Raw genomic sequence first — 15,681 nt, 5'->3', positions numbered from 1 at the left:
TCGGGCGGGCTGCCTGAAATCGTGGTGTGGTTGAAGGATTAGTCGACCGCGATGCGCGAGCGGCGGTGGCTGCTCTGCAGCTCGGGATAGCCCGTGAGCATCAGCTTGTCGGCGCGCACGCCCCAGCTCTCCAGGCGGTCGAGGAAGCTCATGCCGAGCAGATTGGTCTTCATCTGGCCGCGCTGCACGACGAGGGCCGGCACCGATTTCTCGACGAGATGGCCGACGGCGAGACGATCGAGCGTGAGCCGGGCCGCCTTGGTGTGGCCGCCTGCGGTCTCGAGGTCGACGTCGTATTCGAGCATTTCGAGCGGCAGCCCGATCGCCTTCGCCGTTTCCCAGGTCAACACCACGGAGGTCGCGCCGGTGTCGATCACCATCGGCGCAGCGACGCCGTTGATCTTCGCGCGCAGTGCGAATTCGCCGCCCTGGCCGCGCGGGATCTGCACCGCCGGGGGCGGGGCGGCGGTCTGTCCGCGGAAGATGTGCGAGACCTTGTGGCTCGCACGGGCAATCTGCTCGGGATCGCCATAAGCGACGACTGCACCCGCGGTGCCGGCGAGCATGATGAGGACGAGGAGGAAGCGGATCATTGCGCACCTCCATGCGTGCGCAGGCCGATCAGGTGCGTTTCGGCGATCCCGCGATCGGCTGCAAACCGGCGTCCGCCATGCGTGCCGGCAACAGCGCCATGACCGAGAGCCGTTCCGCGCTTTCCATGGCGTGCCAGCGCGCGATCTCCGGCAAGGTGCGGCCGCAGCCGAAGCACAGCTTGGTCTTGGGATCGATCATGCAGACCGCGACGCACGGCGTTTCTTTGCTCATTCGGACATAGTGGAGGATTGTCGGGCATGTCTGCAAGCATCTGGTTAAGAGCCCGTGCCGGCGCTCATGATCGGCTTGTGTCGCGGACGGCGTTTCTCGTCGGGGACGGCGGACCCTTCAGGCTGGAGCGGCGGAGAATCGTCCGACAGCGGTGCCAGCGCGCTCATGACCCGCTCCGGCGGGAAGGTGACGATCACTTCGGTGCCGATGCGCAGCTTCGATTTCAGCGTGAACGTGCCGCCATGCAGGTCGATCAGGTTCTTGGCGATCGGCAGGCCGAGGCCGGCGCCCTGTTCGGCCGATTTGATCGAGTTGGAACCCTGGCCGAAGGAGGCGAGCACGACCGGGATCTCGTCCTCGGGGATGCCGGAGCCGGTATCCTTCACCGACAGATATTGTCCGCCCGAAGCGGTCCAGCCGGCCTTGAGCCAGATCTCGCCGCCTTGCGGCGTGAACTTGATCGAGTTGGAGAGCAGGTTGAGCACGACCTGGCGGATCGCGCGCTCGTCGGCCCAGAGCCGTGGCATGGCCTGCTCGAACACCTCGTGGATGGTGATGCCGCGGCTGGAGGCGCGCAGCTTCATCAGATGATGACAGTCGGCGACGATGCCGACCAGCGACACCGCTTCCTCATTGAGCTCATAGCGGCCGGCCTCGATCCGCGACAGGTCGAGGATCTCGTTGATGAGGTTGAGCAGGTGCACGCCGGAATTATGGATGTCGGCCGAGTACTCCTTGTAGACCGGCACCGCATGCGCGCCGAAGATCTCGCTCTTCATCACCTCGGAGAAACCGAGGATGGCGTTCAGCGGCGTGCGCAGCTCATGGCTCATCTGAGCGAGGAAGCGCGACTTGGCGACGTTGGCAGATTCGGCGCGGTGACGCGCTTCGTCCGAGATCGCCTTGGCCTGCTCCAGCTCGCCGATCAGCGCGTCCTTCTCGGCCCGCGCTTCGAGCGTCGCGAAGGTCGAGGAGTGCAGGCGATGCGCCAGCAGCACGAAATAGCCTTCGGCAGCAATCGCCAGCGCGGCCAGGATGTAATTGTCCAGCGAGCCGGTCATCGCAAAGCTCAGCGCCATCGCGACCGCAACCGGCGCGGTGGCGGCAAGGGCGGCGATCGGCAAGTTCGCGGCCAGCATGCTCGATACTGCAATCACCAGCAGCATCAGGAACATCATCAGCGTTTCCGTGACCATGTCGAGCACGGGATGGATCAGGATCGCCATCCAGCACAGGCCATAGAGCAGGTCGAGCACGACGAATCGGGTACGCCAGGCGCGCGTTGCCGCGGGCGAGGCGGGTTCGGTCAGGAAGCGCCGGCAACTGCGGACCATCGCGCCGTGGATGCAGAGCATGCCGGCGGTCCAGAGCGCGGCCGGGATCGGCTGCATCCACAGGCCAAACAGCACGCCGGTCGCAACCACCAGCAGCATCACGACATAGGAGGCCGACAATCGCGTCTGGGCATATTGGCGCAGCATCTCTGCGTCGAAGGCCGGCCGGGTTCCGCTGGTCGACGTTAACTTATCGCGGGCCTCGCGCACCCGCTGCGCCGCAGCCCTTCGGCTGCTCGCCGATGGAGCGCTCACCGGCTCGGCCGGAAGCTGCACTACCTCAGGCTTTTCAGCGGGGTTACTCATCGAACAACAACGATTCCTGCCCGCGCCGGGCGCGGGCCTTCTGCATTGTCTATCTCTGGCAAGAAATCCTTAAGAGGTGACTTAAGGAGCTAAAGAATTACGTTAACCCGGCGTTAATTTTGGATCCGGCCAGCGCCGTCAATGCAAGGCCGCGTGCTGCGCGATATAGACCACCGCGCCGGCCAGATAGCCCGCCAGCGCGGGCGGCGCGATGCGGCGGGCGTACCAGAGGAACTCGATCCGCTCGAGGCCCATGGCGGCAACGCCCGCGGCCGAGCCGATGATCAGGATCGACCCACCGGTGCCGGCGCAATAGGCGATGAACTCCCAGATGAAGCTGTCCGGCGGATAATGCGCGAGGTCGTACATGCCCATGGTCGCGGCGACCAGGGGCACGTTGTCGATGACGGCGCTGAGCAGGCCGAGCACGACGACGATGACGTCCTGGCGGCCGATCGCGGCATCGAGCCATTTGGCCAGTATCGACAGCAGGCCGGCATGCTCGAGGCAGGCGACCGCGAGCAGGATGCCGACGAAGAACACGACCGAGCTCATGTCGATCCGGGTCAGCGCGTGCACCAGCGTGAGCGGCTGGCGCACATGCTCCTCCTTGTGGCGGTGCACGATCTCGCCGACCAGCCAGAGCACGCCGAGCCCGAACAGGATGCCCATGAAGGGCGCCAGATGCGTGACCGCCTTGAACGCCGGCACCGCGATCAGCGTGCCGAGCCCGAGATAGAACATCAAATTGCGCTCGAACCGGTCGACGGCCAGCAGTCCGTTATCTTTCGGCGGCGGTGCGATGGTCTTGCCCCTGAGCGAGAAGCTGATGAAGGCGAGCGGCACCAGCAGATTGAGCAGCGAGGGCAGGAACACCGCGCTCATGATCTTGAGCGGCGTGATCTGCCCGCCGATCCACAGCATGGTCGTGGTGACGTCGCCGATCACGGTCCAGGCGCCGCCGGCATTGGCGGCAATGACGATGAGGGAGGCGAACAGCAGGCGGTCGTCGCGGCGGGCGATCAGCTTCTGGATCAGCGAGATCATGACGATGGTGGTCGTCAGATTATCCAGAATCGCGCTGAGGAAGAACGTGACGAAACCGATCAGCCAGATCAGCGTGACCTGGCTCGTCGTGCGGATCAGGGAGGTGATGACCTCGAAGCCGTCATGGGCGTCGATCACCTCGACGATGGTCATGGCGCAGATCAGGAAGAAGACGATCTGCGCGGTGGAGCCGACGGATTCGTCGAGCTGGCGGCCGACCAGCGCGTGGTCGCCGGTTGCGACCGCGTAGATGGTCCACAGCAGCCCCGCGCCGAGCAGCGCTGTGGCGCTCTTGTTGACGCGAAGCGGGTGCTCGAGCGCGATCGCCGCATAGGCGAGGACGAAGATGGCGGCGATCGCGATCAGCAAGGTCGTTTCAGGTCGTCAGGTATCAGCGATTGAGGCGCGCGAGCAGGCTCGACGTATCCCAGCGCTTGCCGCCCATCTTCTCGACCTCGGCGTAGAACTGATCGACCAGCGCGGTGACAGGCAGATTGGCGCCGTTGCGGCGGGCTTCCGCGATCGCGATCGAGAGGTCCTTGCGCATCCATTCGACCGCGAAGCCGAAATCGTACTTGTCCTCGTTCATGGTCTTGTAGCGGTTTTCCATCTGCCACGACTGCGCAGCGCCTTTCGAGATGGTCTCGATCACGGCGGCGACGTCGAGGCCGCTCTTCTTGGCGAAATGGATGCCCTCGGAGAGACCCTGCACGAGCCCTGCGATGCAGATCTGGTTGACCATCTTCGTCAGCTGGCCCGAGCCGGCGGGCCCGAGCAGCTTGCACATCCGCGCATAGGCGCCCGTGATGATCGGCTCGGCGCCGGCATAGACGTCCTCAGCGCCGCCGCACATCACCGTCAGCACGCCGTTCTCGGCGCCGGCCTGGCCGCCGGAAACCGGCGCGTCGATGAACTTGAAGCCGGCCTTGGTGGCGGCCGCATCGAGCTCGCGGGCAACCTCGGCGGAGGCGGTGGTGTGGTCGACGAAGGTTGCGCCCTTCTTCATGCCGGCGAATGCACCATCGGCGCCGATCGTGACCGAGCGCAGGTCATTGTCGTTGCCAACGCAGCACATCACGAAATCCTGGCCCTCGGCGGCGGCCTTCGGGGTGGCCGCGGTCTTGCCGCCGAACTTGTCCGCCCATTCCTTCGCCTTGGCCGCGGTGCGGTTGTAGACGGTGACCTCATGGCCCCCTTTTTTCACGAGGTGTCCGGCCATGGGGAAGCCCATCACGCCGAGACCGAGGAAAGCGACTTTAGCCATTGTGGTACCTTGTCCGTAGTTTGAGTTTTACGGTTGTAGCCGGGCGGGGGGCGCCCATGCGGCATTTTGAGGTTCCGCTTCGGAGCGGACCGGGCGCACCATAAACCCTTAAGGGCGGAGGGCAACGCCTTCGTTTGGCGCCCTCCTGTGCTAGGATGGCGGACCTCAAGAACTTCAAAACAAGGGAGCGAAAAATGGCATCGGGCTTGGGCGGCGTGAGCGTTGGCGTCCTCGATCATTTCAACATAAGGACCCGGAATCTGGCCGAGACGGTCCGCTTCTACGAAGACGTGCTGGGTCTGGAAAAAGGCGCCCGGCCGAATTTCGCCTTCCCGGGGGCCTGGATGTACAGCGAGGGCAAGGCGGTGGTGCACCTCGTCGATATTTCGTCGACCTCGGAGCCACAAAAGCCGGATTCCGGCGTTGTCCACCATGTCGCCTTCGTCAGCCGCGGGTTTGACGGCATGAAGCAGCGGCTGACGTCCAAAGGGATGAAGTTCGACTCCCGCCAGGTGCCCGGCGGCGACCTCTGGCAGATCTTCGTCCACGACCCCAACGGGGTCATGATCGAGCTGAACTACGAGGCGGCCCTGGAGCAGGGCGCCGCGCCCGCCGAGATGGCTGACGATATCGGCAGGCAGTAGCCTTTTGGTCGTTTCCGCTCTAATGGGGCATCCTGAAGCCTTGGGCCTGATCTGACCGGATCATGCCCCGTTTGGGAGATGCGCTTTGAGCGTGACGCAGCAACAGGTTCTCGACAGCCTCGCCCGGATCAAGTCGCCGCGCGGGGTTGCGCTCACCAATGCCAATGTGCTGAGCCCGATCAGCGCCTCCGACGGCAAGGTGTTCTTCTCGATCAACGTCGATGCCGCCGAGGCGCGGGCCTGGGAGCCCATCCGGGCCGAGGCCGAGGCCGCGGTGCGCAGCCTTCCCGGCGTCACCACCGTGATGGTGGCGCTGACCGCCGAACGCAAGGCGGGCTCCGCGCCGCCGCCGCCTCCCAGCCGCGGCACGCCGGGTGTGCAACCGGTCCATGCCCACAAGCCGCCGCCGCAGGGCGGTGCCCAATCGCCCATGGCGCGGCAGTCGGAGATCCCGGGCGTCGCCGCCGTCATCGCGGTTGCTTCGGGCAAGGGCGGCGTCGGCAAGTCGACCACCGCGCTCAACCTCGCGTTGGGGCTGCGCGACCTCGGCCTCAAGGTCGGGTTGCTCGATGCCGACATCTACGGCCCCTCGGTGCCGCGGCTGACCGGTTTGCGTGACAAGCCGGAGCTGGATGGCGAGCGCAAGATGATTCCGCTGCGGCGCTTCGGCCTTGCCATCATGTCGATCGGCTTCCTGGTGGAAGAGGAGACCGCGATGATCTGGCGCGGCCCGATGGTGATGTCGGCGGTGACGCAGATGCTGCGCGACGTCGCCTGGGGCCAGCTCGACGTGCTCGTCGTCGACATGCCGCCCGGCACCGGCGATGCCCAGCTCACGCTGGCGCAGAACGTGCCGCTCAAGGGTGCCGTGATTGTCTCGACCCCGCAGGACCTGTCCCTGATCGACGCCCGGCGGGGGCTTGCGATGTTCAGGAAGGTCAACGTGCCGGTGCTCGGCATCGTCGAGAACATGAGCTATTTCCAGTGCCCGCATTGCGGCACGAAATCCGACATCTTCGGCCACGGCGGGGCGCGGCACGAGGCCGAGAAGCTGGGAGTGCCGTTCCTCGGCGAGATCCCCCTGCACATGGCGATTCGCGCCACTTCGGACGCCGGCAATCCCGTGGTCGACAGCGAGCCGGACGGTCCCCATGCGGCGATCTACCGCGCCATTGCGGGACAGGTCCGTGACCAGCTCAAGGGCGTCATCGCCGCGGCCTGAGGCGGAGAGGAGTCCATCGGGACATGCGACTTTCGTAGAGCCCCGTCATGCCATTGTCGCGTTCCGAAAGCGCCCCTTCCGTGTTAAAGGCCCACGGCAGTCAAGCCCCTTCGGATCGACGCGGGCCCAGCGCGCCGCCGGAATGAGCGGCGGCAAAAGAGAAGTTAAGGGGAAACGCCCCAGCAAGGAGAGACCTGAAGATGAAGCGTCGTGATTTTCTCAAAGTGTCGGCAGCAGGCGCGGCGGCGACCGCTGTGGCCTCGCCGGCGATCGCGCAGTCCTCGCCCGAGATCAAGTGGCGCCTGACGTCGAGCTTCCCGAAGTCGCTCGACACCATCTATGGCGGCGGCGAGCAGCTGGCGAAGTACGTCGCCGAGATGACTGACAACAAATTCCAGATCCAGGTGTTCGCCGCCGGCGAAGTCGTTCCCGGCCTGCAGGCGCTCGACGCGACCTCGAACGGCACGGTCGAGATGTGCCACACGGTCTCGTACTACTACGTCGGCAAGGACCCGACCTGGGCGATCTACGCCTCGGTGCCGTTCGGCCTCAACGCCCGCCAGCAGAACTCCTGGTGGTACCAGGGCGGTGGCCAGGAGCTCGGCAATGAGTTCTTCAAGAAGTCGAACGTGATCGGCTTCGCCTGCGGCAACACCGGCACCCAGATGGGCGGCTGGTTCCGCAAGGAGATCAAGACCGTTGCCGACCTCTCCGGCCTGAAGATGCGCATCGGCGGCATCGCCGGCCAGGTGCTGCAGAAGGTCGGCGTGGTGCCGCAGCAGCTCGCCGGCGGCGACATCTACCCGGCGCTGGAAAAGGGCACCATCGACGCCGCCGAGTGGGTCGGCCCTTACGATGACGAGAAGCTCGGCTTCGCCAAGGTTGCCAAGTACTACTATTATCCGGGTTTCTGGGAAGGCGGTCCGATGGTCCATGCCTTCACCAATCTGGAAAAGTGGAACTCGCTGCCGAAGAACTACCAGGCGATCCTCACCAACGCGGCGGCCAATGCCAACAGCTGGATGGCCGCGCGCTACGACATGCAGAATCCGGCGGCGCTGAAGCGTCTGGTTGCCGGCGGCACCCAGCTGCGTCCGTTCACCAACGAAGTGCTGGAAGCCTGTCTCAAGTCGACCAACGAATTGTGGGCGGAGACCTCGGCCAAGAACGCCGACTTCAAGAAGTCGATCGACGCCATGCAGGCCTACCGCTCCGACGAATATCTGTGGTGGCAGGTCGCCGAATACACCTACGACAGCTTCATGATCCGCTCGCGCACCCGCGGCTGATCGTTCGAACAAGTCGCAAGAGGGGAAAGCCCGGCCTCGAGAAGAGGCCGGGCTTTTTCTTTGCTGAGGCGCGTCGGAAGGGGCCAAACAAAAAAATATCGAAAACAACCCCATGCACAGTAGAGACGGGGGCAGGGCATGTTGCCTGGGCGACGCGGCTAATCGTCTGACAAGATGGGCAAATCAGCGGGACAGAACAATCTTGGCGCAACCGGTGCCCAATCGTCATTGCGAGCGCAGCGAAGCAATCCAGAGTCCCTCCGCGGAAAGAGTCTGGATTGCTTCGCTGCGCTCGCAATGACGGGCGGATGGAGTTGGGGCCCAGTCGAGCAACGAGGCCGTTTTGACTCGTCGGGCAAAACAGTGGTAGAAAGCGATAATCGTATAATCCGAAATTATAGTTCGGCGCTGATCTTGGCGATGCCGATGAACTTCGATCCCGATGACGTACAACGCGCGCTGAGCGAGGCATGGTCGCTGTCGACTTCCAGCCAATGGACGGCGGACAACCCGGCGGCGGGGCAATGCAACGTCACGTCGCTGCTGATCCACGATCTCTTCGGCGGTGACCTGCTGAAAACGCCTCTGCAGGCCGGCGACCATTTCTACAATCGGATCGAGGGCAAGCGGTACGACTTCACGGCGAGCCAGTTCGATCAGCCGATCGTTTACGTGGACGTGCTCACCGATCGGGCCGACGCGGAGCGGGGAGCGACACACGATGAGCTGGCTCAACTCAGAGCGGCATTTCGGAAGCACCACATCAAATCAACTTAAAGACTGCGACGGCTTTCAAGCGCTATCCATCGGCTTCCCTGCGGAAGACGCATGGATCTCGCTGAGTTCGCGTGGCGCCACGGGCTTCCGAACCTATCCGGGCGTGCGGGACTCGGTGTCCACCATCTCGAGGTGAGCGCGGTACGTATTTTTTCGGTGTTCCTTTCCCGGAACGATCAGGCTATCGGGAACCGGCAATCGGGCTGAAGCCGCGGCGGAATCATCACCGCCGTTCCGGCTTCACGGGACGGTATACCGGACCCAACAAGTCCCGACGGGAATTCAACCTTCATCCAATACGGCGGCTCGCGATCCTTGATCGAGAGCCAGGACGGCCGTTGCCTGGGGACTTGCAGTGACAATGGCAATTGAGATTCTAAAGCTCCTGGTGCGATCGGCGGACACTTGGAATTTTGAAGGCAGTCTTTCGGGTCTGAGCGATCGGGAATGGATGGCCTTGCGCTATCTCGCCCGCGCAAACAGGTTTTCGAGGACGCCGAGCGCTCTTGCCAGCTTTCTGGGCACGACCCGCAGCGCCGCATCGCAGATCGCCGCCGCGCTGCAAAGCAAGGGATTGATGGTCCGCAAGCCGATTGTAGAGGACAAGCGCTCGATTGCGCTTTGTCTCACGGGAGAAGGCGAGAGATTCCTCAAGCGTGATCCGATGAACGCGCTGCGAGACCGGCTTGTGGCGCTTGACGTCGCCGATCGATCTCGGCTGCACGATGCGCTTCGCCGCGTCCTGGCCGGGCTCGATGTCGGCAAGCGCCGCCATCATGCCGACATTTGCACTGAATGCATGTTCCTGATCGAGAGGGGAGAGGGAAAGGACCGGCATTTCAGGTGCCAGTTCTTTCGCAAGGCCATCGCTCAAAAGGACACGACCCTGCTTTGCGCCTATTTCGAGGGACGGAGCGATCGAGGTCAGTTGCCGGCAAGCCCGTAAGGCCTCTTGGCGCAGGGCACGCAAGCGTCTGCTATTTCCCGCGATAGCGGAGCGCGTCGACCAGCAGCGAAAAGGCAGGCGAGGGTTGGCGGCGGCTCGGATAGTACAGATGATAGCCCGAGAACGGTGGACACCAGTCCGACAATACCCTGACCAGCTTGCCGCCGGACAGGTAGGGCTGCACATGTCCCTCCGTGAGATAGGCGAGGCCCAGGCCCTTGAGCGCTCCGTCCAGGAGAAGGCCGGCGCTGTTGAAGACGAGCTGTCCGTCGACGCGCACATTCAGTTCGCGGCCGCCCTTCTCGAACTCCCACGCATACAGGCTGCCGCCATGGGTCGGAAGGCGCAGGTTGAGGCAGTTGTGGTGCGTCAGATCCTGCGGAACCCTCGGGCGCTTGCGCGCGGCGAAGTAGGAGGGTGAACCGACCACGGCCATGCGAAGGTCGGGACTGACGCGCACCGCGATCATGTCCTTGGCGACGAGTTCACCGGGGCGAATGCCGGCGTCGACCTGCTGCGCCACGATGTTGGTGAGACCGTAGTCGATGACGATCTCGACATGGATGTCGGGGTATTTCGGAAGGAGCTTCGTCAGTGCCGGCAGCACGATTTCGGATGCCGCATATTCGGTCGCGGTCAGCCGCACCGTTCCGGCCGGTTTCTCCCTGAGCTCGCTGAGCGCGGCGAGGTCGGCGTCGATCTCGCTGAATTTGGGAGCGATGCTTGCAAACAGGCGTTCGCCGGCCTGGGTCGGCGTGACGCTGCGCGTCGTCCGGTTGAGCAGCCGCATGCCGAGCCGCTCCTCCAGGTTCCGGATGATCTGGCTGAGCGCGGACTGCGTCATGCCGAGCTTTGCCGCTGCGCGGGTGAAGCTGCGTTCGCGGGCCACCGCGAGGAAGGCAAGGAGATCGCCGGCGTCGTCCCGGTTCATTGATTAGCCCAGCTAATGACTGCATCCGAAATCTATCACCTAATCAGGGGGGCGCGGAAGCTCTAGGTTCGGCTCAGCCAATCAGACCACGAAGCAGGAGCCGAGAGAGGCATGTCGGCAACGACGATGCAGGAGCAGGTCGCGGGGCCTCGTGGGGCCGCGGCCTTGCTGCCGATCATGGGCGTGGTCTTCGTGGCCTTCCTCGTCATCGGCGTTGCGATGCCGGTGCTTCCGCTTCATGTCCATGATGGGCTGGGCCTCGGCACTTTCGTGGTCGGCCTCGTCGCCGGCAGTCAGTTCGCGGCCTCGCTGGTATCGCGGCCATGGGCGGGACACTTTTCGGACAGAAGCGGCGCCAAGCGTGGCGTGGTCGTCGGCTTGCTCGCGGCCGCGGTGTCCGGACTGCTGTACCTGGCTTCGCTGGGGGCGACCCAGGCGCCATTGATCTCGGTCGCGATACTCCTGCTCGGGCGCGGGCTGTTGGGGGCGGCCGAGAGCTTCGTCATCACCGCTGCCGTGAGCTGGGGACTTGCGCTTGCCGACGGCCGCAGCACGGGCAAGGTGATCGCCTGGGTGGGGTCGGCGATGTTCGCGGCCTTCGCGATCGGCGCGCCCGCGGGCTCCGCGCTCTACGCCGCCTATGGTTTTGCCGCAATCGCGGTCGCAACAGCGGTGGCGCCGCTGTTGACGCTGCTGCTTGTCGCCCCGCTTCCCGCGGTGGCGCCGGTGCACCAGGCGCGTCTCTCGCTCGTTCAGGTCGTCGGCTCGGTATGGGTGCCGGGTTTCGGCTCGGCACTCGGCAGCGTCGGGTTCGGCGCGGTGACGACGTTCGTCGCCCTGCTGTTCGCGAACCGCGGATGGGCCGACGGCTGGCTCGCCTACAGCGCCTACGCTGTCGCCTTCATCCTGGCACGGGTGTTCTTCAGTCATGTGGCCGATGCGGTCGGCGGCGCAAAGGTCGCGCTGGTCTGCGCGCTGATCGAAGCGGTCGGGCAGGCGCTGATCTGGCTTGCTGCCCGGCCCGAGATGGCGCTCGCCGGCGCGGCGCTGACCGGCTTCGGCTTCTCGCTGGTGTATCCCGGCTTCGGCGTCGAAGCCGTGCGCCGCGTTCCCGCGCAGAGCCGCGGCCTCGCCATGGGCGCCTACACCGCCTTCCTGGACCTTGCGCAAGGGCTCGCAAGCCCTGCGCTCGGATTGATCGCGACCGGCGCGCGGCTCAACACCGTGTTCCTCGTCAGCGCCATGACCGTGCTCTGCGCCGCGCTCGTCGCCTGGTGGCTGATCGTGCACCCCGCAACATTGGAAGGATCCCCGCAATGAAGCTGCTCGCCGTCACCCTGTTTTCGTTCTGCCTGCTTGCCGGCGACGTGGCCGCCGCCAGCGACGTACAAGGAGCCAATCTCATGTTGAAGCCCGAAGACATCCGCGCCGTCGCGCCCGCACTCGAGAGCTATGCGCAGAAGGTTCTCAAGGACGATCTCTGGAAACGGCCGGGCCTCTCGGTTCGGGACCGCAGCATCGTCACCGTCGCGGCTCTCATTGCTCGCAACCAGACGGTGGAGCTGCCGACCCATCTCGGTCTCGCGCTCGACAGCGGCGTGAAGCCATCCGAGATCTCCGAGATCATCACGCACCTGGCCTTCTACACCGGCTGGGCGAATGCGATGGGGGCGATCCCGGCGGCGAGGGACGCGTTCAGGAGCCGCAACATCGGCGCCGACCAGCTTCCGCCGGCGTCGGGACCGCAGCTTCCGCTCGACGAAGCCGCGGAGAAGCAGCGGGCGAGCCGGGTCGGCGAGCAGTTCGGACAGATCACGCCGAGCCTCGTGCAATACACGACCGACGTGCTGTTCCGGGATCTCTGGCTGCGGCCGGCGCTGGCGCCGCGCGACCGCAGCCTCGTCACCGTCAGTGCGCTGATCGCGACCGGCCAGGTCGCGCAGATTACCTATCATTTGAACCGCGCGATGGATAACGGGTTGACGCGTGAGGAGGCCGGCGAGGTGCTCGGGCATCTCGCCTTCTACGCCGGCTGGCCCAACGCGTTCTCCGCAGCGCCCATCGTCAAGGACGTCATCGAGAAGCGTCCGCACTGAAGGAAGCCGGGCCATGCCTCACGTCACACGCAGGGGCGCGCTGATCGGCGGCGCCGCCGCTGCGATCGGAGTTCACCGCCCGCTTGCGGCCGCAGCACAGAAGGAACCTGACATGGACATCGACATCAAACGAAACGGATCGCGCCCCTCGCAGAAGGGCCCGGCCGACTGGTTCACCGGAACGGTGCGCATCGATCCGCTGTTCCAGGCACCCGATCCCGCGCGCGTGGCGGCCGGTCAGGTGACATTCGAACCGGGCGCCCGAACCGCCTGGCATACGCACCCGCTCGGCCAGACCCTGATCGTCACCGCCGGGCTCGGCTGGGTGCAGCGGGAGGGTGGCCCCGTCGAGGAGATCCGGCCCGGCGACGTCGTGTGGTTTCCGCCGGGACTGAAGCACTGGCATGGCGCCTCGCCGACGACGGCAATGACCCACATCGCCATCCAGGAATCCGTGGGCGGCAAAAATGTTGACTGGATGGAGAAGGTCAGCGACGAACAATATCGCAGGGGATAGCGGAGCAGTGCATGGCGATCGTCTTCATCACCGGCAGCACGGATGGTCTTGGCCGGGCGGCTGCGCAATCGCTGATCGATCAGGGACACCGCGTGGTGCTGCACGCGCGATCGGCCGATCGCGCCGCGGCGGTTGCGGACTTTGCCTCGCATGCTGCAGGTATCGTGGTCGGCGATCTCAGGAGCGCCGCCGAGACGAAGGACATCGCAGACCAGGTCAACGCGATCGGACGCATGGATGCGATCATCCACAATGCCGGCGTCTACACGGAGCGGAGCCGCGGCTCGACCGCGGAAGGCCATGCCGGCACGCTGGTGATCAACACGCTGGCGCCGTACATGCTGACGGCCCTGATCGCGCGGCCGAAGCGGCTGGTCTATCTCAGCAGCGGCCTGCATCGCGGCGGCGAGGGCTCTTTGCGCGACCTCGACTGGACCCGGCGAAGCTGGGATGCGGGGAAGGCCTATGCCGAGAGCAAGCTGCACGCGGTCGCGCTGGCTTACGCGCTGGCAAGGCGCTGGCCGCACGTTCTCTGCAATGCGGTCGATCCCGGTTGGGTGCGCACCAGAATGGGCGGTGCGGGTGCCCCCGTGGATCTCGACACCGGACAACGTACGCAGTCCTGGCTCGCCGTCAGCGAAGAGCCGGCCGCGATGGTCAGCGGCCGCTACTGGCATCACCTCCGGCAGGAGCAGCCGGCCGATGAGGCGACCGACCCGACATTCCAGGACGCCCTCATCGCCAGACTGGACGAGCTGACAGGCGTAGAGCTTCCAGCGGCATAAGCGGGGACCGCGATGTCGAATGCTGGCGGTCGACATGAAAGTCAAATTGATTCAGGGGCGAGCGGCGGTACGCTTTCGAGTTCCGGAGCATGCTCAAGCCGGGCGGGATCAATAAACCGGGAGGTGTGAAGCGGCTCACATTCGCTCCGGAGAATTGGCTCTAGAAAAGCTCAGGAGCCGGCAAGCTTCCGCTCTGCGCCGATGGCCGCAAATGCGGTGCGCCAGCCGCGGCGGGCGCGCAAGCCGCGGCGGCAGGCCTGAACGCCGGTTCCGCGTCGTTTTGACGATCATTCGATTGGATTTCAATCGGGCGCCCGCCATGGATGGTGAGCGTCCCGGACGGAAAACAGACCGGCAGGATGCCGGCACCGCAGATGCGGAGAACAGCGCCGGCTCGATTCGCCCGTTGCGCGCTTTTCTGTCCGGTATAGACTTGGAGTAGGCGTGAGTTTTTTGCGCCGGCTGTTGCGCGGCTGAGGGTTGCGTCGTGGCGAAAGTCGTTTTCAATCTGACCATTGAAGATAGTGGCGAAAGTCATTGCCGCATCGTCGCGGACTACAATTCATCGAGCCGCGAGATTGAAGTCGAAAAGCTCAAGCCGAGCTTTCGTCAGAATCTGAGGCCGTTGCAGGAAGCAATTCTCCAGTGTGCTGCCGCGCGCAACGCGAATGCGTCCGCGACAGGTGGCGGTGATGAAGCGAGACCCGCTTTGCGTGACGCTGCCGGAGGTCTGGCCTCGGGGTCGGACGAGCGGATCGTGCAGGAGATCGGATCGCAGCTCTTCGAGTTCATCTTTCAGCGCAAGATCCTCGAGCTCTATCAGGAATGCTCCCAGGCGGCGCGAAAGCACGATCAGCCGTTCCTGATCCGTCTGCGGGTCACCGATCCCACGCTCGCCTACGTGCCGTGGGAGACGATGTACGACAAGAAGAACCGCTTCTACGTGACGACGTCGCAAAGCACGCCATTCATGCGGGCCGTCGACGACTATGGCGAGGAGCGCCGGGTGGCCGCGGCAAGGCCGATACGGATGCTGGGTATGGCCGCGCGGGTCAAGGTCCTGAACGGATTGCCGCTGGACGAGATCGAGGTCGATGCCGAGCAGGTCGCGATCAAGAAGGCGTTGAGCGAGCTGGACGACGGCAAGAGGCTGAAACTGTCGTGGATCCCCTCGGCGAAGGCTCGGGATCTCAACCGCCGCTTCCTGAGGGGAGACGAAGGCAAGCGGTGGGACCTGTTTCACTTCATCGGGCACGGCGGTCACGATCCCGAGCGGCAGATGGGCTTCATCGTGGTCCAGGAGGAGGGCGGGCCGAAGGGAAGAAGGCTTTATGCCGACTCGCTGAAAGAATTCCTGACCCAGCCCGGTCAAACGCCGAGTCTCGTCGTCCTGAACTCCTGCAGCGGCGCGCAGGGCGAACCGGGCTCTCTGTTCTCGAGCACTGCCGCCGAGCTCATTCAGGGCGGCGTGCCCGCCGTGATCGCCATGCAGTTCGAGATCAGCGACAATATGGGTCTCGCCTTCGCCGATACGTTCTACACCTATCTGGCGGAAAACGTTTCGATCCAGGCCGCGCTGGCGCATACCCGGGCCGAATTGAAGGCGCGGCAATTCGCCGAATGGATTTCGCCGGTCCTGTACATGCGCGGCCTCGACGGGGAAATTTTCGTGGACCGGGCCGGATCGGAGTGAGTTTT

At 64.7% G+C, this 15,681-nt stretch carries 17 protein-coding genes; 10 read left to right on the top strand and 7 right to left on the bottom strand.

Features of this window, described 5'->3' with window-relative positions; all coding sequences use genetic code 11:
* Positions 1–38 precede the first annotated feature (38 nt).
* The 5 genes from IQ16_RS14320 to IQ16_RS14300 all read right to left on the bottom strand — a co-directional run bounded on the left by IQ16_RS14320 (position 39) and on the right by IQ16_RS14300 (position 4,776).
* On the bottom strand, positions 39–593 hold the full coding sequence (locus tag IQ16_RS14320) for a TIGR02281 family clan AA aspartic protease (RefSeq protein WP_018645471.1): 555 nt from the start codon (positions 591–593) through the stop codon (positions 39–41).
* Positions 594–621: 28 nt separating this feature from the next.
* Positions 622–825, bottom strand: coding sequence for a DUF1289 domain-containing protein (locus IQ16_RS14315; RefSeq protein WP_018645472.1), 204 nt, complete (start codon positions 823–825; stop codon positions 622–624).
* Positions 826–869: 44 nt separating this feature from the next.
* A complete protein-coding gene (locus tag IQ16_RS14310; protein WP_026312390.1) occupies positions 870–2,465 on the bottom strand; it encodes a sensor histidine kinase in 1,596 nt (531 codons plus the stop codon).
* 138 nt (positions 2,466–2,603) lie between these two features.
* Positions 2,604–3,881, bottom strand: coding sequence for a sodium:proton antiporter NhaD (gene nhaD / locus IQ16_RS14305; RefSeq protein WP_018645474.1), 1,278 nt, complete (start codon positions 3,879–3,881; stop codon positions 2,604–2,606).
* Between the two features lie 22 nt (positions 3,882–3,903).
* Entirely contained in the window at positions 3,904–4,776 is an 873-nt protein-coding gene (locus tag IQ16_RS14300) for an NAD(P)-dependent oxidoreductase (protein WP_018645475.1), read from the bottom strand.
* Positions 4,777–4,982: 206 nt separating this feature from the next.
* Here IQ16_RS14300 and IQ16_RS14295 point away from each other — a divergent pair, with 206 nt between their 5' ends.
* From IQ16_RS14295 to IQ16_RS14275, 5 genes are all read left to right on the top strand, one after another.
* Positions 4,983–5,420 carry a VOC family protein gene (locus IQ16_RS14295; RefSeq protein WP_026312391.1) on the top strand — a complete coding sequence of 146 codons (438 nt, stop codon included), beginning with the start codon at positions 4,983–4,985 and terminating at the stop codon, positions 5,418–5,420.
* An 85-nt stretch (positions 5,421–5,505) separates the two neighbouring features.
* Positions 5,506–6,642, top strand: coding sequence for an Mrp/NBP35 family ATP-binding protein (locus IQ16_RS14290; RefSeq protein WP_018645477.1), 1,137 nt, complete (start codon positions 5,506–5,508; stop codon positions 6,640–6,642).
* A 200-nt stretch (positions 6,643–6,842) separates the two neighbouring features.
* A complete protein-coding gene (locus IQ16_RS14285) occupies positions 6,843–7,931 on the top strand; it encodes a TRAP transporter substrate-binding protein (RefSeq protein WP_018645478.1) in 1,089 nt (362 codons plus the stop codon).
* 426 nt (positions 7,932–8,357) lie between these two features.
* Positions 8,358–8,708: a YunG family protein gene (locus IQ16_RS14280; RefSeq protein WP_035667293.1), complete on the top strand. Its 351-nt coding sequence runs from the start codon at positions 8,358–8,360 to the stop codon at positions 8,706–8,708.
* Between the two features lie 361 nt (positions 8,709–9,069).
* Positions 9,070–9,654 (top strand): MarR family winged helix-turn-helix transcriptional regulator, encoded by a 585-nt coding sequence (locus tag IQ16_RS14275; RefSeq protein ID WP_145831532.1) that lies wholly within the window; start codon positions 9,070–9,072, stop codon positions 9,652–9,654.
* A 31-nt stretch (positions 9,655–9,685) separates the two neighbouring features.
* Here the strand turns inward: IQ16_RS14275 and IQ16_RS14270 are convergent, their stop codons facing one another.
* Positions 9,686–10,585, bottom strand: coding sequence for a LysR family transcriptional regulator (locus IQ16_RS14270; protein ID WP_018645481.1), 900 nt, complete (start codon positions 10,583–10,585; stop codon positions 9,686–9,688).
* A gap of 111 nt (positions 10,586–10,696) precedes the next feature.
* On the opposite strand from IQ16_RS14270, the gene IQ16_RS14265 reads away from it, so the two are divergent.
* The 4 genes from IQ16_RS14265 to IQ16_RS14250 all read left to right on the top strand — a co-directional run bounded on the left by IQ16_RS14265 (position 10,697) and on the right by IQ16_RS14250 (position 13,983).
* On the top strand, positions 10,697–11,905 hold the full coding sequence (locus IQ16_RS14265; RefSeq protein ID WP_018645482.1) for an arabinose transporter: 1,209 nt from the start codon (positions 10,697–10,699) through the stop codon (positions 11,903–11,905).
* The gene (locus tag IQ16_RS14260) at positions 11,902–12,681 is read left to right on the top strand and encodes a carboxymuconolactone decarboxylase family protein (protein ID WP_018645483.1); all 780 of its coding nucleotides are present in this window, start codon (positions 11,902–11,904) and stop codon (positions 12,679–12,681) included. Before IQ16_RS14265 ends, IQ16_RS14260 begins: the two co-directional genes overlap by 4 nt.
* A 118-nt stretch (positions 12,682–12,799) precedes the next feature.
* Entirely contained in the window at positions 12,800–13,198 is a 399-nt protein-coding gene (locus IQ16_RS14255; protein WP_035667294.1) for a (R)-mandelonitrile lyase, read from the top strand.
* Between the two features lie 11 nt (positions 13,199–13,209).
* Entirely contained in the window at positions 13,210–13,983 is a 774-nt protein-coding gene (locus tag IQ16_RS14250) for an SDR family NAD(P)-dependent oxidoreductase (protein WP_018645485.1), read from the top strand.
* A 160-nt stretch (positions 13,984–14,143) separates the two neighbouring features.
* Here IQ16_RS14250 and IQ16_RS45130 read toward each other — a convergent pair whose 3' ends face one another.
* On the bottom strand, positions 14,144–14,521 hold the full coding sequence (locus IQ16_RS45130; RefSeq protein ID WP_158646932.1) for a hypothetical protein: 378 nt from the start codon (positions 14,519–14,521) through the stop codon (positions 14,144–14,146).
* 171 nt (positions 14,522–14,692) lie between these two features.
* Between IQ16_RS45130 and IQ16_RS14245 the strand changes: the two genes are divergently transcribed.
* Positions 14,693–15,676: a CHAT domain-containing protein gene (locus IQ16_RS14245; RefSeq protein WP_158646931.1), complete on the top strand. Its 984-nt coding sequence runs from the start codon at positions 14,693–14,695 to the stop codon at positions 15,674–15,676.
* The last annotated feature ends 5 nt before the right edge of the window (positions 15,677–15,681 follow it).

This window comes from Bradyrhizobium huanghuaihaiense (assembly GCF_007830635.1).
Taxonomy (GTDB): Bacteria; Pseudomonadota; Alphaproteobacteria; order Rhizobiales; family Xanthobacteraceae; genus Bradyrhizobium; species Bradyrhizobium huanghuaihaiense.
This window is presented reverse-complemented; position numbering and strand designations above follow the sequence as displayed.

Excerpts from the sequence above, each read along its gene's own strand:
- IQ16_RS14300 (WP_018645475.1), bottom strand. The coding sequence starts at position 4,776 with ATGGCTAAAGTCGCTTTCCTCGGTCTCGGCGTGATGGGCTTCCCCATG.
- IQ16_RS14320 (WP_018645471.1), bottom strand. The coding sequence starts at position 593 with ATGATCCGCTTCCTCCTCGTCCTCATCATGCTCGCCGGCACCGCGGGT.
- IQ16_RS14270 (WP_018645481.1), bottom strand. The coding sequence starts at position 10,585 with ATGAACCGGGACGACGCCGGCGATCTCCTTGCCTTCCTCGCGGTGGCC.
- IQ16_RS14285 (WP_018645478.1), top strand. The coding sequence starts at position 6,843 with ATGAAGCGTCGTGATTTTCTCAAAGTGTCGGCAGCAGGCGCGGCGGCG.
- IQ16_RS14275 (WP_145831532.1), top strand. The coding sequence starts at position 9,070 with ATGGCAATTGAGATTCTAAAGCTCCTGGTGCGATCGGCGGACACTTGG.
- IQ16_RS14260 (WP_018645483.1), top strand. The coding sequence starts at position 11,902 with ATGAAGCTGCTCGCCGTCACCCTGTTTTCGTTCTGCCTGCTTGCCGGC.
- IQ16_RS14315 (WP_018645472.1), bottom strand. The coding sequence starts at position 825 with ATGAGCAAAGAAACGCCGTGCGTCGCGGTCTGCATGATCGATCCCAAG.
- IQ16_RS14250 (WP_018645485.1), top strand. The coding sequence starts at position 13,210 with ATGGCGATCGTCTTCATCACCGGCAGCACGGATGGTCTTGGCCGGGCG.
- IQ16_RS45130 (WP_158646932.1), bottom strand. The coding sequence starts at position 14,521 with ATGACTTTCGCCACTATCTTCAATGGTCAGATTGAAAACGACTTTCGC.
- IQ16_RS14265 (WP_018645482.1), top strand. The coding sequence starts at position 10,697 with ATGTCGGCAACGACGATGCAGGAGCAGGTCGCGGGGCCTCGTGGGGCC.
- IQ16_RS14280 (WP_035667293.1), top strand. The coding sequence starts at position 8,358 with ATGAACTTCGATCCCGATGACGTACAACGCGCGCTGAGCGAGGCATGG.
- IQ16_RS14310 (WP_026312390.1), bottom strand. The coding sequence starts at position 2,465 with ATGAGTAACCCCGCTGAAAAGCCTGAGGTAGTGCAGCTTCCGGCCGAG.